The sequence below is a fragment of the Achromobacter anxifer genome, from assembly GCF_903652925.1.
In the GTDB taxonomy this organism is placed as follows: Bacteria; Pseudomonadota; Gammaproteobacteria; order Burkholderiales; family Burkholderiaceae_B; genus Achromobacter; species Achromobacter anxifer.
The window spans coordinates 377917-395349 of record NZ_CAHLAR010000002.1 but is presented as its reverse complement, the minus strand read 5'-3'; the positions used below and the strand labels follow the sequence as shown (position 1 = coordinate 395349).

Genomic DNA, 17433 nt, shown 5'->3' with positions numbered 1-17433 from the left:
GTCCTCCTCAGTTGTCCAGGATCACCCCGGATTCGCGTACCACGGCCTGCCACTGCGGCGCTTCCTTGCGCCAGGTTGCCGCGAAAGCTACCGGCGTGTCCTGTCCCGGCACGAAACCGCTGGACAGGAACGCCTGACGCACCTCGGGCAGGGCCAGCACCTCGCGCAGCACATCGGCAAAGCGCGCCACGCGGTCGGCCGGCGTGCCCTTGGGCGCGGCGAAGCCCCACCAATTGCCTTGCACCACGTCCGGCATGCCGGCCTGGGCCGCAGTCGGCACGTCGGGCAAACCCGCGTAGCGTTCCGGCGCGGCCACCGCCAGGGCCCGCACCTTGCCTTGCGGCATATAGGCGGCGGCGATGCTGTAGCCACCGATGTACATCTGGATCTCGTTGGCCAGCAGCGCCTGCACGCCCGGCGACGAACCGCGATAGGCGATGTGGGTCATGCCCGCGCCCATGGCTTGCGACAGGCGGTAGCCCGAAAGATGCGGCGTGGTGCCCATGCCCGGGGAACCGTAATTCAGCTTGCCGGCGTGCTCGCGAGCGTACTGCGCGAACTGCGCGTAGTCCTTGGCGGGCACCTGCGCGTTGACGTAGATGAACGCCGGCACGTCGGCCAGCTTGCCCACCGGTTCCAGATCGGCCAGGGGATCGAAGCCCAGCTTGCGGTACAGGAACTGGTTGATGACGAAGTTGTTGGTCGCGCCCAGCACCAGCGTGTAGCCGTCGGGCTTGGCGCGCGCCACTTCCAGCGCGCCGATGTTGCCGCCGGCGCCGGTCTTGTAATCGACTATCAGGGGCTGGCCCAGGCGCTTTTCCAGCAAGGGCTGGATCTGGCGCATGGCCACGTCGCCCGCCGCGCCCGGCGCGTACGGCAGGACGATGCGGATGGGGTGATCGGGATACTGCGCCTGGGCGGCGGCCAGCGGCAACGCCGCCACGCCCCAGGCAAGCAAAACGGATACGGCGCAAGTCCGGTACGTCATGATGTTCTCCCTGGCCGGCGGGCGGCGCCCGCGGACACGCCGGCCTCGCGGCCGGCAGTTTTTTTCCTCGCGAATGCTACAGGTCGATGCGCATCAGATCATGGGCCAGGCGCAGCGGACCCGAGTAATTCTTGCGGATGTCGGCGACGATCTCGTCCATCAGGTGCGGCCCCATCAACTCCACCGGCAGATGCTTGGCCGCGGCGCGCTTGATCACCGGACTGGTCGAATCGAAATGGCCGAAGTGGGTCGCCACCAGGCTCTTGACGCCGGCGCGGCTGGCGATGATGCCCAGGTCCGTGGGACTGGTGTGCGCATAGGTGCCCACGCCGGTCTTGGCGCGATGCGCGATGAACGACTCGGGGAAGGTGCATTCGTGGATCAGCAGGTCGGCGTCCTGCGCCAGCCGCACCATGGCCTCACAGGGCGCGGTGTCGCCGCTGAACGCGATGACCTTGCCTTCGGCTTCCACGCGCACGCCGAAGCACTCGCACACGTCGCGCGGAATGTGCTCCACCCAGTCGACCGAGATGCGCACCCTGCCGTCGTCGAACACCGGGCCGGGGCTCACTTCCCGCACTTCCGGCCGCATGGCTTCGAGGTTGGCCTGGCGCACGGGATAGGCGCTGCGCGCCTGATAGTCGGTGTGGTAGGCGCCGTTCTCAAACAGGTGATCGACGAAGTGGCGCGTGCCCTTGGGTCCCAGCACCAGCGGCGCGCCCGTCTTGTTCAGCATCCAGCTGGAGATGACGAAGTACGGGTAGTCGCAGATGTGGTCGTGGTGCAGGTGCGTCAGGAACACGAAGCCGACCTTGGCGGGATCGACGTTGGCGCGCACCATCTGGCGCGTGGCGCCCTCGCCGCAGTCGAACAGGTAGTGGGTATCGTCATCCAGCGTCAGCAGGATGGCGGACTGGCCGCGGTCGGGATCAGGCAGCGCGGCTCCGGTTCCCAGCATCGTGATCTTCATGTTTTCCCCTTTTTGCAGGACAGTTGAACTGCGACCCAGTATAGGTATGGGGTGCATACAATCAAATCAATTATTAGAATGCTGTGATAACCAACAGGAATTGGAAAAATCATGCCCGCCACGCCCAGGATTCCGGAACTGCACCACATAGGCGGCCGCCTGCGCATGCGCCATCTGGATTTGCTGCGGGCGCTGTACGCCCTGGGCAGCGTGCACAAGGCCGCGGCCGAACTCGGCATGACGCAGCCCGCCGCCAGCAAGCAGCTGCTAGAACTGGAGGACATGTTCGGCGTGCCGCTGTTCCAGCGCACGCGCCGCGGCATCGTCCCCACCGGCTTCGGCCACGCGCTGGCGCGCAAGGCCGACGTGCTCTGGTCCGACCTGTCCGGCGCCCGCAACGAAATCGCGGCCCTGGCCGCCGGCGCCAGCGGACGCATCCGCGTCGGCGTGCAGCAGGTGGCGCTGCCGGTGCTGGTGCCGCGCGCCTTGCAGCGCCTGCGCGCCGATCACGCCGGCGTCACCGTCATGCTGCAGGAAGGCGCGCACGACGCGCTGCTGGCCGGCCTGGCGCGCGGCGAACTCGATTGCGTCCTGGGACGGCTGATGCTGGACGCGACGCAGCCCGTGTTCCGCACCGAGGTCCTGTACGAAGAGCCGATATGCGTGGTCGCCCGCATCGGCCATCCGCTGGCGAAGTCCACCCGCATCACGGCGGCCGCGCTGGCGCGGCAGGACTGGATCCTGCCGCCGCCGCAAGCGCCGCTGCGCCAGCGCATCGACTCCTACTTCGCCGAACAGGGGCTGACGCTGCGCGCGCCCATGGCCGAATCGGTATCGCTGCTGGCCAACGAGGTGCTGTTGCGCAGCAGCGACCTGCTCTCCGCCATGCCGCGCGCCGTGGCGCAGCACTATGCCGCGCTGGGCGTGCTGGCCATCCTGAGATTCCGCCCCGATTGGAACCTGCCGCCGGTCGGCGTGGTGCAACGGGCGCAGGTGGAAGCGGCGCCGGCGCTGCAGCGCTTTCTAGATGCGCTGCGCGTGGAGGCCGGCGCGCTTGGCGCTTGAGTCGACGCCTTGCGGGCAGCAAAAGGCGCGCCGTGGCGCGCCTTTCGCTGCTTGGGACGCAAGGCCCCGGGTCCGAGGTCTACGAACGACCACCCAGGCTGCCGCCGCCGTCCACGCCCAGCACCTGCCCGGTGATAAAACCGGCGTCGTCCGACAACAGGAAGGCGATCGCGGCCGCAACTTCTGCGGGCGTGCCCAGGCGCTTCATGGGCACGGAGGCCAGCGCGCGCTTTTCGGCGTCGCTGCCGGCCGGCCGCGTGGCGCGGAACATTTCGGTTTCGATCGGGCCGGGAGCCACCGCGTTGGCGGTGACGCCGTATTCGGCCAGCTCCAGCGCCCAGGTGCGGGTACATCCCACCAGCGCGCTCTTGGCGGCTGAATAGGCGGTGCGCTCCAGGCCGCCGTGGATGGCGCGGCTGACCACGTTGACGATGCGGCCGGCGCGGCGCACCTTCATGGATTCGATGAAGGCCTGGGTGACCTGCACCGCCACGCGCACGTTCAGGTCCAGCACGTTGTACAGGGTAGCCAGGTCGATTTCGCCCAGCGGCTGGGGCGAAACGATGCCGACGTTGTTGACGACGGCGTCAACCGGGAATTTCTCGCGGATCTCGCGCAGCACTTCCTCGGTGCGGCCGGCATCCGCCAGATCACAGGCGTACAGATAGCCGGGGAAATCCACATCGGTGGTGTTGCGCGCGATGCCAACCACGTGACAGCCCATGTCGGACAGCCGCTGAGTCAGCGCCCAGCCTATGCCTTTGGTGGCGCCCGTCACGAGCACGCATTTGTCCTTCATGGGATGAAACCTCGCTTCAGTTTTCAGGGAGAAAAACGGGCGCTTGGGCGCCCGGTCTTCCAAGTAGACACCATCCGGCGTCACCTGTCTTGTAAATTGCGTAGCAATTCTTGCCTGCCGGACGGTCCCGCCCGCAGGGCTGAAACCGCCCGTTTCAGGCGTCCCGCGTCACCGGAACGCGCGGCGCCAGGGCGCACAGCAGCTCGTAGCCGATGGTGCCCGCGGCCTGTGCCACTTCGTCCACGGAGGGGCCTTCCTCGCCCCAGAGCGACACGGGGGAGCCGACGCCGGCGGCGGGAACGGGCCCCAGATCGACGATCAGCATGTCCATGGAAACGCGGCCCACCAGCTGGGTGCGGATGCCCGCCACGACCACCGGCGTGCCGGTGGCGGCGTGGCGCGGATAGCCGTCGGCGTAGCCGCAAGCCACGATGCCGATGCGCATGGAGCGATCGGCGCGGAAGATGGCGCCATAGCCGACGGAATCGCCGGCCTTCAGGTCCTGCACGGCAATGATCTCCGAACGCAGCGACATGGCCGGCTTCAAGCCGAAGGAAGCGGCTTCGGCGTCCGCGAAGGGCGACGCGCCGTACAGGCAGATGCCCGGGCGCACCCAGTGCGACTGGGTTTCCGAAGCCACGGCGATCTCGGCGAAGCGCAGCGTGGCGGCCGAATTGCAAACGCTGATCGTGCCCGGCATCTTATGCGTCACCGAATTGAACACCGCCAGTTGCTCGGTCACGCCCTGGGGACCGTCGGCGCAGGCGAAATGGGTCATCTTGCCCACCGAGCCCAGCACGCCCTGCTGTTGCAGCAGCATGGCGCGTTCGTGCGCGGCGGCGTAGGCGGCCGGGCTGAAGCCCAGGCGGTTCATGCCGCTGTTCAGCTTGAGCATGATGTCCACGCGGCGTGAAAAACGCGCGCGCGCCAGCATGTCCAGCTGTTCGCGGTTGTGCACCGTGGTGCTCAGGTGGTAGCGGTCGACGAGGTCCAGGTCGGAAGGTTCGAAAAAGCCTTCCAGCAGCAGGATGGGCCCGCCCCAGCCGGCCTCGCGGCAGCGCACGGCTTCGTCCAGGTCCAGCATCGCCAGGCCTTGCGCCTTGGAAAAGCCCGCGACGGCCTGCTCGATACCGTGCCCGTAGGCATTGGCCTTGATCACCGCCCAGATTGACGGCGGCAGGCCCGACGCGGCGGCCGCGGTCTGCTCCAGGTGGCGGCGCACGGCCGCAAGGTTGTGCGCAAGGGCGGAAACGGAGACGGTGGCGGATATTGGGCGCGGCATGGTGTGGAATCCTGTGGCGCTTAAGTCTAACTGATCCATGCCGCCCGCGGCGTTGCGCCGTGTCACTGGAATGCGACTACTCTAAAATGGGCCTATCAAGGCCGCAGGGCCGGATCCGCAAGCCCCCATATGTCCATCGATCACTACGAGAATTTTCCCGTCGCCTCGCTGCTGCTGCCGCGCAGGCTGCGCGGCGCCGTGACCGATATCTACCGGTTCGCCCGCGCGGCGGACGATATCGCCGACGAAGGCAGCGCGCCAGACGAAGAACGACTCAGCCAGCTGAGCGCGTTCCGCGCCGAGCTGCACCGCATCGGCGCCGAGCCCGGCGCGACGCCCGAACCCGGCTCGCCCGAGCTGGCCGGCATCTTCGTGCCGCTGGCCGCCACGATCGCGCGCCACCAGTTGCCGATCACGCCGTTCTACGACCTGCTGTCCGCCTTCGAGCAGGACATCGCCGTCAAGCGCTACGAGGACTACGCCTCGCTGGCCGATTACTGCACCCGTTCCGCCAACCCGGTCGGCCGGCTGATGCTGCACCTGTTCGAAGCCACCAACCCGCAGAACGTCAGCGAGGCCGACGCCATCTGCACCGGTTTGCAACTGGTGAACTTCTGGCAGGACGTGCGGGTGGACTGGCACAAGCACCGCGTCTACCTGCCGCAGGAAGACCTGCGCCGCCACGGCGTGACCGACGAGGACCTGGCCGCCTGCCGGCTGACGCCCGCGTGGCGCGAGCTGATGGCCTTTGAAGTCGAACGCGCCCGCGCACTGCTACACTTCGGCGCTCCGCTGGCGCGCCGCCTGCCGGGCCGCATGGGCCTGGAGCTGCGCCTGGTGGTGCAAGGCGGGCTGCGCGTGCTGGAGCGTATCGAGGCGAGCGGCTACGATGTATTCATGAATCGCCCCGAATTGGGCGCCAAAGATTGGGCCGTCATGTTGTGGCGCGCAATTACCTGATATGACCCCTGACGAATACTGCCAGGAAAAAGCCGCGAAAAGCGGTTCCAGCTTCTACTACTCGTTCCTGTTCCTGCCGCCCGAGCGGCGGCGCGCCATCACGGCGCTGTACGCGTATTGCCGCGAAGTGGACGACGTGGTGGACGAATGCACCGATCCCTCGCTGGCCCGCGTCAAGCTGGCCTGGTGGCGCACGCAGGTCGACCAGATGTTCGACGGCAAGCCGGATCATCCCGTGACCCGCGCCCTGCAGCCGCACCTGCAAAGCTGTTCGATCACCCGCGAGCGCCTGCTGGCCGTGATCGACGGCATGGAAATGGACCTGGACCAGACCCGCTATCTGGACTGGCCGGGCCTGCGCAAGTATTGCTGGCACGCCGCCGGCGTGGTCGGCGAGCTGTCCGCGGGCGTCTTCGGCTACTCCGATCCCAAGACCCTGGTCTACGCGGAAAAGCTGGGGCTGGCGTTCCAGATGACCAACATCATCCGCGACGTGGGCGACGATGCCCGGCGCGGCCGCATCTACATCCCCGTCAACGACATGCAGAAGTTCGAGGTCAAGGCCTCGGACATCCTGAATGGCGAATACTCCGAGCGCTTCAGCGCCCTGATGAAATTCCAAGCCGAGCGCGCCCGCGGCCTGTACCGCGAGGCCATGGAAAACCTGCCCGAGGCCGACCGCCGCTCGCAGCGTCCCGGCCTCATGATGGCGGCCATCTATCACGCGCTGCTCGACGAGATCGAGCGCGACAACTGGCAGGTGCTGCACCAGCGCATCTCGCTCACTCCGTTGCGCAAGCTGTGGCTCGCCTGGAAGACCTGGGTGGGCGGCGGACGCGGACTGGTCCGCCGGTTGGCGCGGTGAAGGCCGCGGTCATCGGCGCCGGCTGGGCCGGTCTGGCCGCCAGCGTCGCCCTGCGCGAAGCCGGCGCCAAAGTCACGGTATTCGAAGCCGGCCACACCCCCGGCGGCCGGGCCCGGCGCGTGTTCCACACCGAGTTCGACGCGCCGCTGGACAATGGCCAGCACCTGCTGTCGGGCGCCTACAAGCACACGCTGGCGCTAATGCGCCGCGTGGGCCGCAATCCCGATGCCCTGCTGATGCGCCGGCCCTTGCAGCTGGCCAGCCTGGACGGCCGCTTCCGCCTGGCCGCGCCGCGCCTGCCCGCGCCGCTGCACATGGCGGCGGCGATCCTGCGCGCTCGCGGCCTGTCCTGGAAGGACCGCCTCGCCACCCTGCGCCTGATGCGCGGCCTGAAAGCCATGTCCTGGACGCCGCCGCGCGAATGGACCGTGCTGCACCTGCTGCACTACCACGCGCAATCGGATGCGTTGATCCGCCAGGTCTGGGAACCGCTGTGCCTGGCGGCGCTGAACACGCCGACGGCCACGGCCAGCGCCGGACTGTTCGCTCGGGTGCTGCGCGACAGCTTGACCGGCAAGCGCGAAAACAGCGACATGCTGCTGCCCTGCACCGACCTGTCGGCGCTCTGGCCCGACGCCGCCGCGCGCCAGGTAACCATGCGCTACGGCAGCACCGTGCGCCAGGTTCGGCCGTCGGAAGACGGCATCGACATCAACCAGGAACGGTTCGACGCCGCCGTGCTGGCGGTGCCGCCGGCCTTCGCCGCGCGCCTGCTCGAAGCCCCGCTGCGGGAGGCCGGCGCCACCGGCCTGCTGGACGCGCTGAAAGCCTTCGACTACCTGCCCATCGCCACGCTGAACCTGAAGCTGCAAGACCCCTGGCGCCTACCCGAGCCCATGATGATGCTGCGCGAGGAATCGGCCCGGGACCACTACGGCCAATGGTTGTTCGACCGTGCCCAGCTGGCCGGCGACACCAAGGCGGGCGAGCTGGCGGTGGTGACCAGCGCCGCCACGGGCCTGGCCGACCGCAACCGCCAGCAGGTCATCGAAGCGCTGATCGACCAGGTGGCCGAACAGGCTTCGCGCCATCCCGCGCGCCTGCCCGCCATGCCCGAGGTGGCGGCGGCGGAACTGTTCATCGAAAAGCGCGCGACCTTCGCGGCGGTGCCGGGCCTGACCCGGCCATTGAATTCCACGCCATGGCCCACGCTGGCCCTGGCCGGCGACTGGACCGACACGGGTTATCCGGGCGTGCTGGAGGGCGCCGTGCGCAGCGGCCTGCAGGCCGCGCGCGTGCTGAACCCCAGTGCAGACTGAACGTCGCCGGGCGCCTGCCTGCGGCGAGTTACCGCTGCCCCTCTAGCGCAACAGGTTGGCGGTGGCCAGGCCGGCCGCCGTCAGCAGCAGCGAACCCGCCAGGCTGAAGCCCGCGTAGCCCAGCGCGCTGACGTAGGCGCCGCGTTCCAGCATCGCCACCGTCTCGGCCGAGAACGTCGAGAACGTGGTCAAGCCGCCCATGAAGCCCGTGATCACGCCCAGGCGCACCCAGGCCGGCCATTCGGGATGCCCGGCCACCAGCGCCAGCACCAGCCCGACCAGATAGCCGCCTGCCAGGTTCACCACGAAGGTGCCCCAGGGCCAGGACTCCACGTTGAGCCACAGGCTGACGAGCCAGCGGGTCCAGGCGCCGAACACGGCGCCCAGGCCCACGGCCAGGAAATTCAGGGGAATCAGGGTTTGATAGGCGGACATCGGGCTTCAGGAGGACTTGTGCTGCTTGAGGCGGAAGGAAAAGATCAGCAGGAGTATGCCGAAAAACACGGCGTACATGCCGATGACCCAGACCAGCGCCAGCGCGCCGGCGCCGGGCTGCATGATCATCATGCCGCCGAACAGGATGGACACCAGCCCCGACAGGCCCAGCAGCCATTCATTGCGGATGTCCTTGCGGAAACGGATGGCGGCGGCGACCTGAAACACGCCTGACACCAGCGCCCAGATCGCGATGATGTAAAGCAGGACCAATGCGGTCAGGCCCGGGTAGACGAAGGTGACGATGCCCGCCGCAATGCCCAGCAGCCCAACAATGATGAGCGCCCACAAGGGCTTGCCGTTGTCGCGGATGCGCACGCCCGCGACCAGGGCGAGCACGCCATCGACCAGCGCGAAGGCGCCCCACACCAGCACCAGGGCCGACAGGGTGATGGCGGGCATCAACAAGGCCATAAGGCCGAACAGGATGGCCACGACGCCGCGCAACGCCACCCAACCCCAATGACGACCGATCTGATCCACGACTTGCTGTTCAAGCATGACGACCTCCGGTGTTTGTAACGGGTGGCCTATCTTATCGCCGCTGGCGAACGCGCGCCAAGACACGCCCCGGCAGCCTTTGCGCCATTCCCGAAATCAATTGAAACCCTGTCCCAAGAATAATGGCGGCATTTATAAGAGTCATTCTCATTAAATGTTAGAATCCGCGGGCTTTCAACCGATACCCCCATGGACAGTCCCTCCCCCCCTCGCCGCCGGGCCTATTGGCTCAAGACGCTGCACCAATGGCATTGGATCAGCTCGGCGCTGTGCCTGCTGGGCATGCTGTTGTTCGCGGTGACGGGCCTGACCCTGAACAACGCCTCGCACATCGAGGCCCGGGCGGTCGTGACCAGCCGCGAAGCGCGCATGCCCGCCGCCGTACTGGAGCAACTGTCCGCCCCGCCCGCGCAGAAAAAGGCGCCGCTGCCCGCGCCCGTGGCGCAATGGCTGGACGAGACGCTGGACGCGTCCTCCGCCGGCAAGCCGGCCGAGTGGTCCGCCGACGAGGTCTATCTGTCGCTGCCGCGCGCCGGCGGCGATGCCTGGCTGTCCATCGACCTGGCCAGCGGCGACGTCGAATACGAACGCACCGACCGCGGCTGGATCTCGTACCTGAACGATCTGCACAAGGGCCGCAACACCGGCCTGGCCTGGAGCTGGTTCCTGGACATCTTCGCCGTCGCCTGTCTGGTTTTTTCGCTGACCGGACTGGTGCTGCTGAAGATGCACGCCGGCAACCGCAGCGCCACCTGGCCCATGGTCGGCCTGGGTGTCGTGATTCCGGTGGTGCTGGCCCTGCTCTTCATACATTGATTCCAACGATCCGCCCTGGAGACTTCCATGCGCAAGCTGTTGTTGTCGGCCCTGCTGGCCGGCCTGATCGCCCGAACGGCCCAAGCGGCCGACATCGGCCTGTCCATCGAGATCCCGCGCCTGGACGTGGCGGAGTACCACCGCCCCTACGTGGCGATCTGGATCGAGAACCCCGACCAGAGCGTGGCGACCGACCTGGCGGTCTGGTACGACGTGGCCAAGAAGAACAACGAAGGCACGGAATGGCTGAAGGACATGCGCCAATGGTGGCGCCGCAGCGGCCGCAACCAGCAATTCCCGGTGGACGGCGTCAGCGGCGCAACCAAGCCCGTGGGTAAGCATGCGCTGAGCTTCGACGCCGCCAGCAAGCCCTTGGCGGGCCTGAAGCCCGGCCAATACGCCGTGGTGGTCGAGGCGGCCCGCGAAGTGGGCGGCCGCGAACTGCTGCGCATCCCCTTCCAATGGCCGCCGCAAAAGGCCGAGCAGCTGACGGCTCGCGGCGAACACGAACTGGGCGCCATCGCGCTCGACCTCAAACCTTGAGATCCCCTAGGAGCGCAACGATGAAATCCGCCGCCAAACTGGCCGCCGCCCTGGCGCTGTGCCTGCCCTTCGCCTCCCAGGCGCATGACGTCTGGATGGTGCCATCCTCGACGGTGCTGTCCGGCGTCGACAGCTGGGTCACCGTCGACGCCGCCGTCGGCAACGACAAGTTCTATTTCAACCACGCCCCGCTGCGCCTGGATGGCCTGGCCGTGACGGCCCCGGACGGCAGCGCCGCCGAAGCCGAAAACGTCAACAAGGGCAAGCTGCGCAGCACCTTCGACCTGCAGCTCAAGCAGGCCGGCACCTATCGCGTGGCCGTGGTCAACGACGGCGTGTTCGCGCGCTGGAAGGAAGACGGCAAGAACAAGCGCTACTTCGGCAAGCCCGAGGGCCTGGCGCAAGCCGTGCCCGCCAAGGCCGAGGAACTGGAAGTCTCGCAAAGCCTGGGCCGCGTCGAAACCTTCGTGACCGCCGGCAAGCCTTCGGCCGTCAAGCCGGTGGGCCGCGGCCTGGAGCTGGCGCCCGTCACCCACCCGAACGACCTGTTCACCGACGAGTCCGCCACCTTCCAGATGCTGCTGGACGGCAAGCCCGCCGCCGAGCTGGAAGTCAACGTGGTGCCCGGCGGCAGCCGCTATCGCGACAAGGTCGGCGAGATTCAGCTGAAGACGGACAAGGACGGCAAGTTCTCGGTGAAGTGGCCGCAACCCGGCCTGTACTGGATCGAGGCCGGCATGGAAGACGCCAAGGTCACCGTGCCGCAAGCCAAGAAGCGCCGCCTGTCCTACGCGGGCACCGTCGAAGTGCTGCAACCTTAAGCCGCCGCCGGCGCATGGCCAGTTCCCCGTCCTACGCCCAACGCGGCGCGCCGGCCGCGGCCGTCAGCGTCGCCTATGGCGCCATGCCGGTCCGGCCCGCGGCGGCCGCCGCGCTAGCCGCCGCGCTGGCCGGCGCCACCATGGGCACCACCTGGTCGGCGCGCATGGCGCTGCCGGCCGGTCTGACGGAAGCGGCCGCGCGCCAGGCCATCCAGGCCGCGCTGGACGAGGTGGTCGCGCAGATGAGCACCTGGGAATCCGGCTCTGACATCTCGCGCTACAACCAGGCCGCAGCCGGCTGGCAGACGTTGCCCGCGGAATTCTTCCATGTGCTGAGCCACGCATTGACGCTGGCCGAGGACAGCGGCGGCGCCTACGATCCCACGGTCGGACCGCTGGTGAACGCCTGGGGTTTCGGGCCCCACCAACGCGCCTACGAACCGCCCTCGCCCGCCGCCATCGAGGCCGCGCGCGCCCGCTGCGGCTGGCGCCGCGTGCAGCTCGACGCCGAACGCCGCGCCGCGTTGCAGCCGGGCGGCGTGTACCTGGATCTTTCCTCCATCGCCAAGGGTTACGGCGTGGACCGCGCCGCACAGGCACTGGATGCGCTGGGCATCACCCAATACCTGGTCGAAGTGGGCGGCGAACTGCGCGCGCGCGGCAGGCGGCCCGACGGCCAGCCTTGGCGCGTGGCGATCGAAGTGCCCGACGCCAGCGACGACCATGCGCTGGCGCTGCCGCTGCGCGACCGCAGCATCGCCACCTCCGGCGACTACCGCCGCCACGCCGGCAGCGACGACCAACGCTACGCCCACACCATCGATCCGCGCACGGGCCTGCCCGTGCGCAACACTCTGGCCTCGGTCACCGTGCTGCACTCGGGATGCATGGAGGCTGATGCGCTTGCCACCGTCCTGACGGTGCTGGGCGAAACGGATGGCCTGGCCTACGCCCGCCGCCACGATCTGGCGGCCCTGTTCATCCTGCGCGAGCGCGACGCCTGGCGCGTCGTCGCCACGCCCGCATTCCAGGCGTTGGCCGCCAACGACTGACGCCATGCCAGCAACCCGTTTGATCGCAGCGGCATGCGTGGTGGGAGCCTGGCTGCTTCTCTGCGTCTGGGCCAGGCGCCGCGCCCTGCGCCACGAAACGCAGCAGGCGCAGGCCCAGCAGGCCCTGGATGCACCCATGCCCGAAGACACCCTGCTGGTCGCATTCGCGACGCAGACGGGCTATGCCGAATCCCTGGCGGCGCAGACGGCGGAATCGCTGCGCGCGGGTGGCCTGGCGGTGCGCGTGGCCGCGTTGGAACAACTGAACATCAAGCGCCTGGCGGACTATCGCCGCATGCTGTTCGTGGTCAGCACTTACGGCGAAGGCGATCCGCCCGACGCCGCGGCAGCCTTCGCGGAACAGATGCAGCAAGCGGCCCCGGCGCTGGCCGGCGCGCACTACGCAGTGCTGGCGCTGGGCGACAGCGAATACGCCCAGTTCTGCGGCTTCGGCCACCGCCTGGACGACTGGCTGCACGCGCAGGGCGCGACGCCGCTGTTCGATCTGGTCGAAGTCGACAACGGCGACCCCGCCGCGCTGCGGCACTGGCAGCACCACCTGGGCCTGCTGGCGGGCCGCAGCGACCTGCCCGACTGGCAGGCGCCGGAGTACGAATCCTGGCGCCTGGCCGGGCGCGTGCAGCTCAATCCGCAAAGCCAGGGCGGCCCTTGCTACCTGCTGACGCTGACGCCGCCCGCCGATGTCCAGCGGACCTGGCAAGCCGGCGACATCGCCGAGATCGGTCCGCGGCGCGAGGCCCGCGGTCCCTTGCTGGCACACCGCGAGTACTCGATCGCCTCGCTGCCCGACGACGGTTCGATTCAATTGCTGGTGCGCCAGATGCGCGGCCCCGATGGCGCGCTGGGCCTGGGCAGCGGCTGGCTGACCCATGTCGCCCAACCCGGCGACGCCATAGACCTGCGGGTGCGCGTCAACCGCAATTTCCACCCGCCGGAGGACGACCGCCCGCTGCTGCTGGTGGGCAACGGCACGGGCCTGGCCGGCCTGCGCGCGCTGATCAAGGCGCGCCGCGCCGCGGGCCGCCGGCGCAACTGGCTGGTCTTCGGCGAACGCAACGCGGCGTACGACTGGTTTTGCCGGGAAGAAATCGACGCATGGCGCGCCGACGGCACGCTGGAACGCGTGGATGCGGTCTTCTCGCGCGATCAGGCCGACCGCCGCTACGTGCAGCACCAGCTGCGCGACCAGGCCGAGGCCGTGCGCGCCTGGGCCGACGCGGGTGCCGCAATCTATGTCTGCGGCAGCCTGCAAGGCATGGCCAGCGGCGTGGATGCCGCCTTGCAGGACATCCTGGGCGCCGCGCGCCTGCAGGCCATGCAGCGCGACGGCCGCTACCGCCGCGACGTGTACTGAGCGCGGACCGGCCGCGCCCCAGGGCGTTTACTGCAGCTTGATGTCGGCCTTCTCGATCACGCTTTTCCAGCGGTCGTGTTCGGCGCGGATCTGCTGGCCGAACTCGGCGGGCGTATTGCCCAGCGGAAAGGCGCCGGTCTCTTCCATCTTGGCCGCGGTCGCCGGATCGCGCACGGCACGGGCGAAGGCATCCGCCAGCTTGTCGCGCACATCGTCGGGCATGCCGGCCGGGCCCACCACGCCGTACCACGCGGTCACGTCGTAGTCCTTGTAGCCTTGTTCCGCGAAGGTCGGCACGTCCGGCAGGCGCGGGTTGCGCTGCTGGCCGGTGATGGCCAGGGCGCGCAGGTGATTGCTCTTCAGGTAGGGCAACGACGAGGGGAAGTTGTCGAAGATCACCGGCACCACGCCGCCCACGGTGTCGGTCAGCGCGGGCGCCGAGCCGCGGTAGGAAATGCTGTTCATCTTGCCGCCGATGATCTGCAGGAACCAGATCATGCCCAGGTCGTTCACGCCGCCCGCGCCGGCATTGGCATAGCCGTCCTTGTTCGGATTGGCGCGCACGTGCTCGACGAATTCGCCCAGCGTCTTGGCCGGAAACTGCGGATTCACGCTGAGGATGTTGGGGCTGGTGACCAGGTTGCTGACCGGGGTGAAGTCCTTGACCGGATCGTAGGCCAGCTTGGGGAACAGATGCGGCGCCGTGCCGTGCGTGCTGACGGTGGCCAGGCCCACCGTGTAGCCGTCGGGCTTGGCGCGAGCCGTCGCCGTCATGCCTATGGTGCCCGAAGCGCCCGTGCGGTTTTCCACCACGATCTGCTGGCCCAGGATCTCGCCGGCCTTGGCCGCCGCGAGCCGGCCGACGATGTCGGTCGGGCCGCCCGCGGGAAACGGCACGATCAAGGTAATGGGGTGGTCGGGAAAGGCCGCGTGGGCGGCGGGCAGCACGGCGGCCAGCGCCAGGGCGGCGCAAGTCTTGCGCATCATGAGTATGTCTCCTGTAGGGATGGTTGGAATTCTTATGCGGCGGCGCCCTGCGCCATCGCCTCGCGGCGCAGGATCTTTCCAGGGCGGGCCATGCCTGCGGCGGCCGGGAAAACCTGCTGTCCATTGACCAGCACATGCTCCACCCCCGCGGACGCCAGGGTCGGCGCTTCCCAGGTGGCGCGGTCCTCGACCGTGTCGGCGTCGAACACGACGATGTCGGCCCAGGCGCCCTCGCTCAGCTGGCCGCGTCCGGCCAGGCCGAACACGCGGGCGGGCAAGGACGTCATCTTGGCGACGGCGGTCTCCAGCGACATCAGCCCGGCCTCGCGCACATAGCGGCCCAGCACGCGCGTGAAGCTGCCCCACAGCCGGGGATGCGGATGCGCGTCGTTGGGCAAGCCGTCGGAACCGACCATGCAGCACTCATGCTGGAAAATGCGCTGGACCTCGGCCTCGTCCATGGCGAAGTAGATCGCGCCCGCGGGACACAGGCGTTGCGCCGCGGTGGTCTTGTCGCAACCCCAGCGCGCCGCGATGTCGCTGAGGAACTGGCCGCCGCATTCCGGATGCGGCGTGGACCAGGTGATGCGGATGTCGTCGATGGTTTCGGCGCGCTCGGGAATCAGGATGGTGGAGCTGCCGGGATACGGGTAGATGTCCAGCGCCACCTCCACGCCCTGCCCGCGCGCGCGGTCGATGTTCGCCAGCGTGGCGCGGCTCTTGCCCCAGTTCTGCGGCATCATGCATTTGTGATGCGACAGCACGGTGGCGCAGCCGGTGTTGCGCCCGACCGAGAGCACCTCGTCGACGGCGGCCTCGACCTCGTCGCCTTCGTTTCGGATGTGGCTGGTGTGCATCGCGCCGCGCGCAGCCGCCACCCGCGCCAGGCCTTCCAGCTCGGCGGGCTGGGCGGCGCCGCCGGGCTGGTAGGCCAGGCCCGTGCTGAAACCCACCGCGCCCGCCGCCAGGGCCTCGTCCAGCATGCGCTGCATCGCGTCCTGCTCCTGCTGCGTCGGCTGAGCCGCCGGATCGCGCATGGCGGCCAGGCGCAGGTTGGCGTGCCCCACCAGGGCCGCCACGTTGATCATGGGCTGCTGCGCGCGCAGCTCGCCAAAGTAGGCCTGCATGTCGGTGAACAGCGGCGTCTCGCCCAGCAGGGCCAGCGCCGCGGCGGTATTGCCAGGCAGGGGCGCGGGCGCGCCGCTGACGCCGCAATTGCCCACCACCACCGACGTGATGCCTTGGGTGGTCTTCCACTCCAGGCCCGGCCGCTCCACGAACATCAGGTCGTCATGGCCGTGCACGTCGATGAAGCCGGGCGCCACGATCTTGCCGCGCGCGTCCACCCGGCGCGCGGCCGGCGCGTCCGCCAGGTCGCCGATGGCGGCGATGCGCTCGCCGGCCACGCCCACGTCGGCGCGCCGCCGCGGTCCGCCCAGGCCGTCGATGACCCAGCCGCCTTCAATGATCAGATCCAGAGGTTCCTGCCGCATGGTGTTCCCGCCTTGATGGTCGCTCCGAGGCCGCCGTCGGGCCGGAGCTTGCCGAAAGGGCGTAGTATCGTCGCCACGATCAATCTGGGAAAATTGTTTTTATTGATCCATCTATCGTGATTTGAAATGAATCGTCTGCCCAAGCACGTCACGCTGAAACACCTGACCGCGTTTGTCGCGGTGGCCCAGGAATCCAGCTTCACGCACGCGGCCAAGCGCCTGTTCCAGACCCAATCGTCGGTGACCAGCCTGGTGCGGCAGCTGGAGGACGCGCTGGCCACGCAACTCTTTGCGCGCACCAGCCGGCGCGTGCTGCTCACGGCCGCGGGCGAGGAATTCCTGCCGCGCGTGATGCGGCTGCTGGCGGATTTCGATGGGGTGATAGACGACGTGCAGCGCTACGGCGCGCTGGAGCGCGGCCGCGTCGGCGTGGCGGCGGCGCCGTCGGCCATCACGCAGATCATCGCGCCGGCTGCCGCCGGCTACTCGGCGCGCTATCCCGGCGTGCGCCTATATCTCAGCGACGACAACTCCGGCCGCATCCAGCGCAAGGTCGCCGCGCGCGAGGTGGACTTCGGCCTGACCAGCCGCTGGGCGGATGCGCCGGGCCTGCAGTTCGACGCCCTGCTCGAAGACCGCTTCGGCGTGCTGTACCGGGAGGACGACGCCAGCCTGCGCCCCGCGCGCGACGGCACGCTGCGGTGGTCCGAACTGGCCGGGCGCAAGCTGGTGGGGGTGGTGGACGAAACCGGCATCATGGCGCTCTTGCGCGCCCGCGCCGACCTGCCGATAGAGGCCGCCGCGCCGTTCTACGAAGCGTCCAGCACCACCTCGCAGGCGGCGCTGGTCAAGGCCGGTTTGGGCGTGGCGCTATTGCCGGCGCTGGCCGCCCAGCGGGTCATGGAGCCCGGCCTGGCCTACGCGCTGCTGGCGCGGCCCACGGTGGTACGCACGGTCTGCATCATCCGCCACAAGGAATACCCCCTGAGTCCGGCCGCGCAGGCCCTGATCCGCGCCATCCACGACTACCTGCGGACGGCGGAATTGCCGGCGGGCTGCAAACGCATCCCGCCCAAGCGCCAGAAACCGTGAACGGATTGCG

Annotated in this window: 18 protein-coding genes; 10 read left to right on the top strand and 8 right to left on the bottom strand. The window is 68.7% G+C overall.

Translation table 11 applies throughout. The annotated features are described in order from the left end of the window. Window positions 1-7 precede the first annotated feature (7 nt). Window positions 8-988, bottom strand: a complete 981-nt coding sequence (locus HWY37_RS07220) for a Bug family tripartite tricarboxylate transporter substrate binding protein (protein WP_176088236.1) — start codon at window positions 986-988, stop codon at window positions 8-10. Between the two features lie 76 nt (window positions 989-1064). Next, on the bottom strand, window positions 1065-1958 hold the full coding sequence (locus HWY37_RS07215; RefSeq protein ID WP_013394808.1) for an MBL fold metallo-hydrolase: 894 nt from the start codon (window positions 1956-1958) through the stop codon (window positions 1065-1067). Between the two features lie 111 nt (window positions 1959-2069). Here HWY37_RS07215 and HWY37_RS07210 point away from each other — a divergent pair, with 111 nt between their 5' ends. Next, a complete protein-coding gene (locus HWY37_RS07210) occupies window positions 2070-3023 on the top strand; it encodes a LysR substrate-binding domain-containing protein (RefSeq protein WP_176088235.1) in 954 nt (317 codons plus the stop codon). Between the two features lie 79 nt (window positions 3024-3102). Here HWY37_RS07210 and HWY37_RS07205 read toward each other — a convergent pair whose 3' ends face one another. Together HWY37_RS07205 and alr are read right to left on the bottom strand one after the other, a co-directional pair. Beyond that, window positions 3103-3822, bottom strand: a complete 720-nt coding sequence (locus HWY37_RS07205; RefSeq protein WP_042794220.1) for an SDR family oxidoreductase — start codon at window positions 3820-3822, stop codon at window positions 3103-3105. Window positions 3823-3976: 154 nt separating this feature from the next. Beyond that, complete coding sequence (gene alr, locus HWY37_RS07200; RefSeq protein WP_175209505.1) at window positions 3977-5104, bottom strand: alanine racemase; 1128 nt, start codon at window positions 5102-5104, stop codon at window positions 3977-3979. A gap of 129 nt (window positions 5105-5233) precedes the next feature. On the opposite strand from alr, the gene hpnC reads away from it, so the two are divergent. From hpnC to hpnE, 3 genes are read left to right on the top strand one after another with little or no spacing between them, the layout of a single operon-like run. Further along, window positions 5234-6064, top strand: a complete 831-nt coding sequence (gene hpnC / locus HWY37_RS07195; RefSeq protein WP_176088234.1) for a squalene synthase HpnC — start codon at window positions 5234-5236, stop codon at window positions 6062-6064. 1 nt (window position 6065) lies between these two features. Next, a complete protein-coding gene (hpnD, locus tag HWY37_RS07190) occupies window positions 6066-6929 on the top strand; it encodes a presqualene diphosphate synthase HpnD (protein WP_176088233.1) in 864 nt (287 codons plus the stop codon). Beyond that, window positions 6926-8248, top strand: a complete 1323-nt coding sequence (hpnE, locus tag HWY37_RS07185; RefSeq protein WP_176088232.1) for a hydroxysqualene dehydroxylase HpnE — start codon at window positions 6926-6928, stop codon at window positions 8246-8248. The genes hpnD and hpnE overlap by 4 nt, the downstream gene beginning before the upstream one ends. 42 nt (window positions 8249-8290) lie before the next feature. Here hpnE and HWY37_RS07180 read toward each other — a convergent pair whose 3' ends face one another. Continuing rightward, window positions 8291-8683: a fluoride efflux transporter CrcB gene (locus HWY37_RS07180; RefSeq protein WP_175209501.1), complete on the bottom strand. Its 393-nt coding sequence runs from the start codon at window positions 8681-8683 to the stop codon at window positions 8291-8293. Window positions 8684-8689: 6 nt separating this feature from the next. Further along, the gene (locus HWY37_RS07175; RefSeq protein ID WP_175209500.1) at window positions 8690-9244 is read right to left on the bottom strand and encodes an HdeD family acid-resistance protein; all 555 of its coding nucleotides are present in this window, start codon (window positions 9242-9244) and stop codon (window positions 8690-8692) included. Between the two features lie 189 nt (window positions 9245-9433). Here HWY37_RS07175 and HWY37_RS07170 point away from each other — a divergent pair, with 189 nt between their 5' ends. Genes HWY37_RS07170 through HWY37_RS07150 form a run of 5 tightly spaced genes read left to right on the top strand, consistent with a single transcriptional unit; the run spans window position 9434 to window position 13851 of the window. Continuing rightward, window positions 9434-10060 carry a PepSY-associated TM helix domain-containing protein gene (locus HWY37_RS07170; protein WP_175209499.1) on the top strand — a complete coding sequence of 209 codons (627 nt, stop codon included), beginning with the start codon at window positions 9434-9436 and terminating at the stop codon, window positions 10058-10060. 27 nt (window positions 10061-10087) lie between these two features. Beyond that, a complete protein-coding gene (locus HWY37_RS07165) occupies window positions 10088-10603 on the top strand; it encodes a DUF2271 domain-containing protein (protein WP_175209498.1) in 516 nt (171 codons plus the stop codon). Between the two features lie 20 nt (window positions 10604-10623). Further along, on the top strand, window positions 10624-11424 hold the full coding sequence (locus HWY37_RS07160; protein WP_175209497.1) for a DUF4198 domain-containing protein: 801 nt from the start codon (window positions 10624-10626) through the stop codon (window positions 11422-11424). A 14-nt stretch (window positions 11425-11438) separates the two neighbouring features. After that, entirely contained in the window at window positions 11439-12476 is a 1038-nt protein-coding gene (locus tag HWY37_RS07155) for an FAD:protein FMN transferase (RefSeq protein WP_176088231.1), read from the top strand. 4 nt (window positions 12477-12480) lie between these two features. Beyond that, on the top strand, window positions 12481-13851 hold the full coding sequence (locus tag HWY37_RS07150) for a sulfite reductase subunit alpha (RefSeq protein ID WP_175209775.1): 1371 nt from the start codon (window positions 12481-12483) through the stop codon (window positions 13849-13851). A 27-nt stretch (window positions 13852-13878) separates the two neighbouring features. On the opposite strand, the gene HWY37_RS07145 is transcribed toward HWY37_RS07150, so the two are convergent. Together HWY37_RS07145 and HWY37_RS07140 are read right to left on the bottom strand one after the other, a co-directional pair. Next, on the bottom strand, window positions 13879-14838 hold the full coding sequence (locus tag HWY37_RS07145) for a tripartite tricarboxylate transporter substrate binding protein BugE (RefSeq protein WP_175209774.1): 960 nt from the start codon (window positions 14836-14838) through the stop codon (window positions 13879-13881). A 32-nt stretch (window positions 14839-14870) separates the two neighbouring features. Continuing rightward, entirely contained in the window at window positions 14871-16331 is a 1461-nt protein-coding gene (locus HWY37_RS07140) for an N-acyl-D-amino-acid deacylase family protein (protein WP_176088230.1), read from the bottom strand. A gap of 126 nt (window positions 16332-16457) precedes the next feature. Between HWY37_RS07140 and HWY37_RS07135 the strand changes: the two genes are divergently transcribed. Further along, window positions 16458-17423 carry a LysR family transcriptional regulator gene (locus tag HWY37_RS07135; RefSeq protein WP_175209769.1) on the top strand — a complete coding sequence of 322 codons (966 nt, stop codon included), beginning with the start codon at window positions 16458-16460 and terminating at the stop codon, window positions 17421-17423. The last annotated feature ends 10 nt before the right edge of the window (window positions 17424-17433 follow it).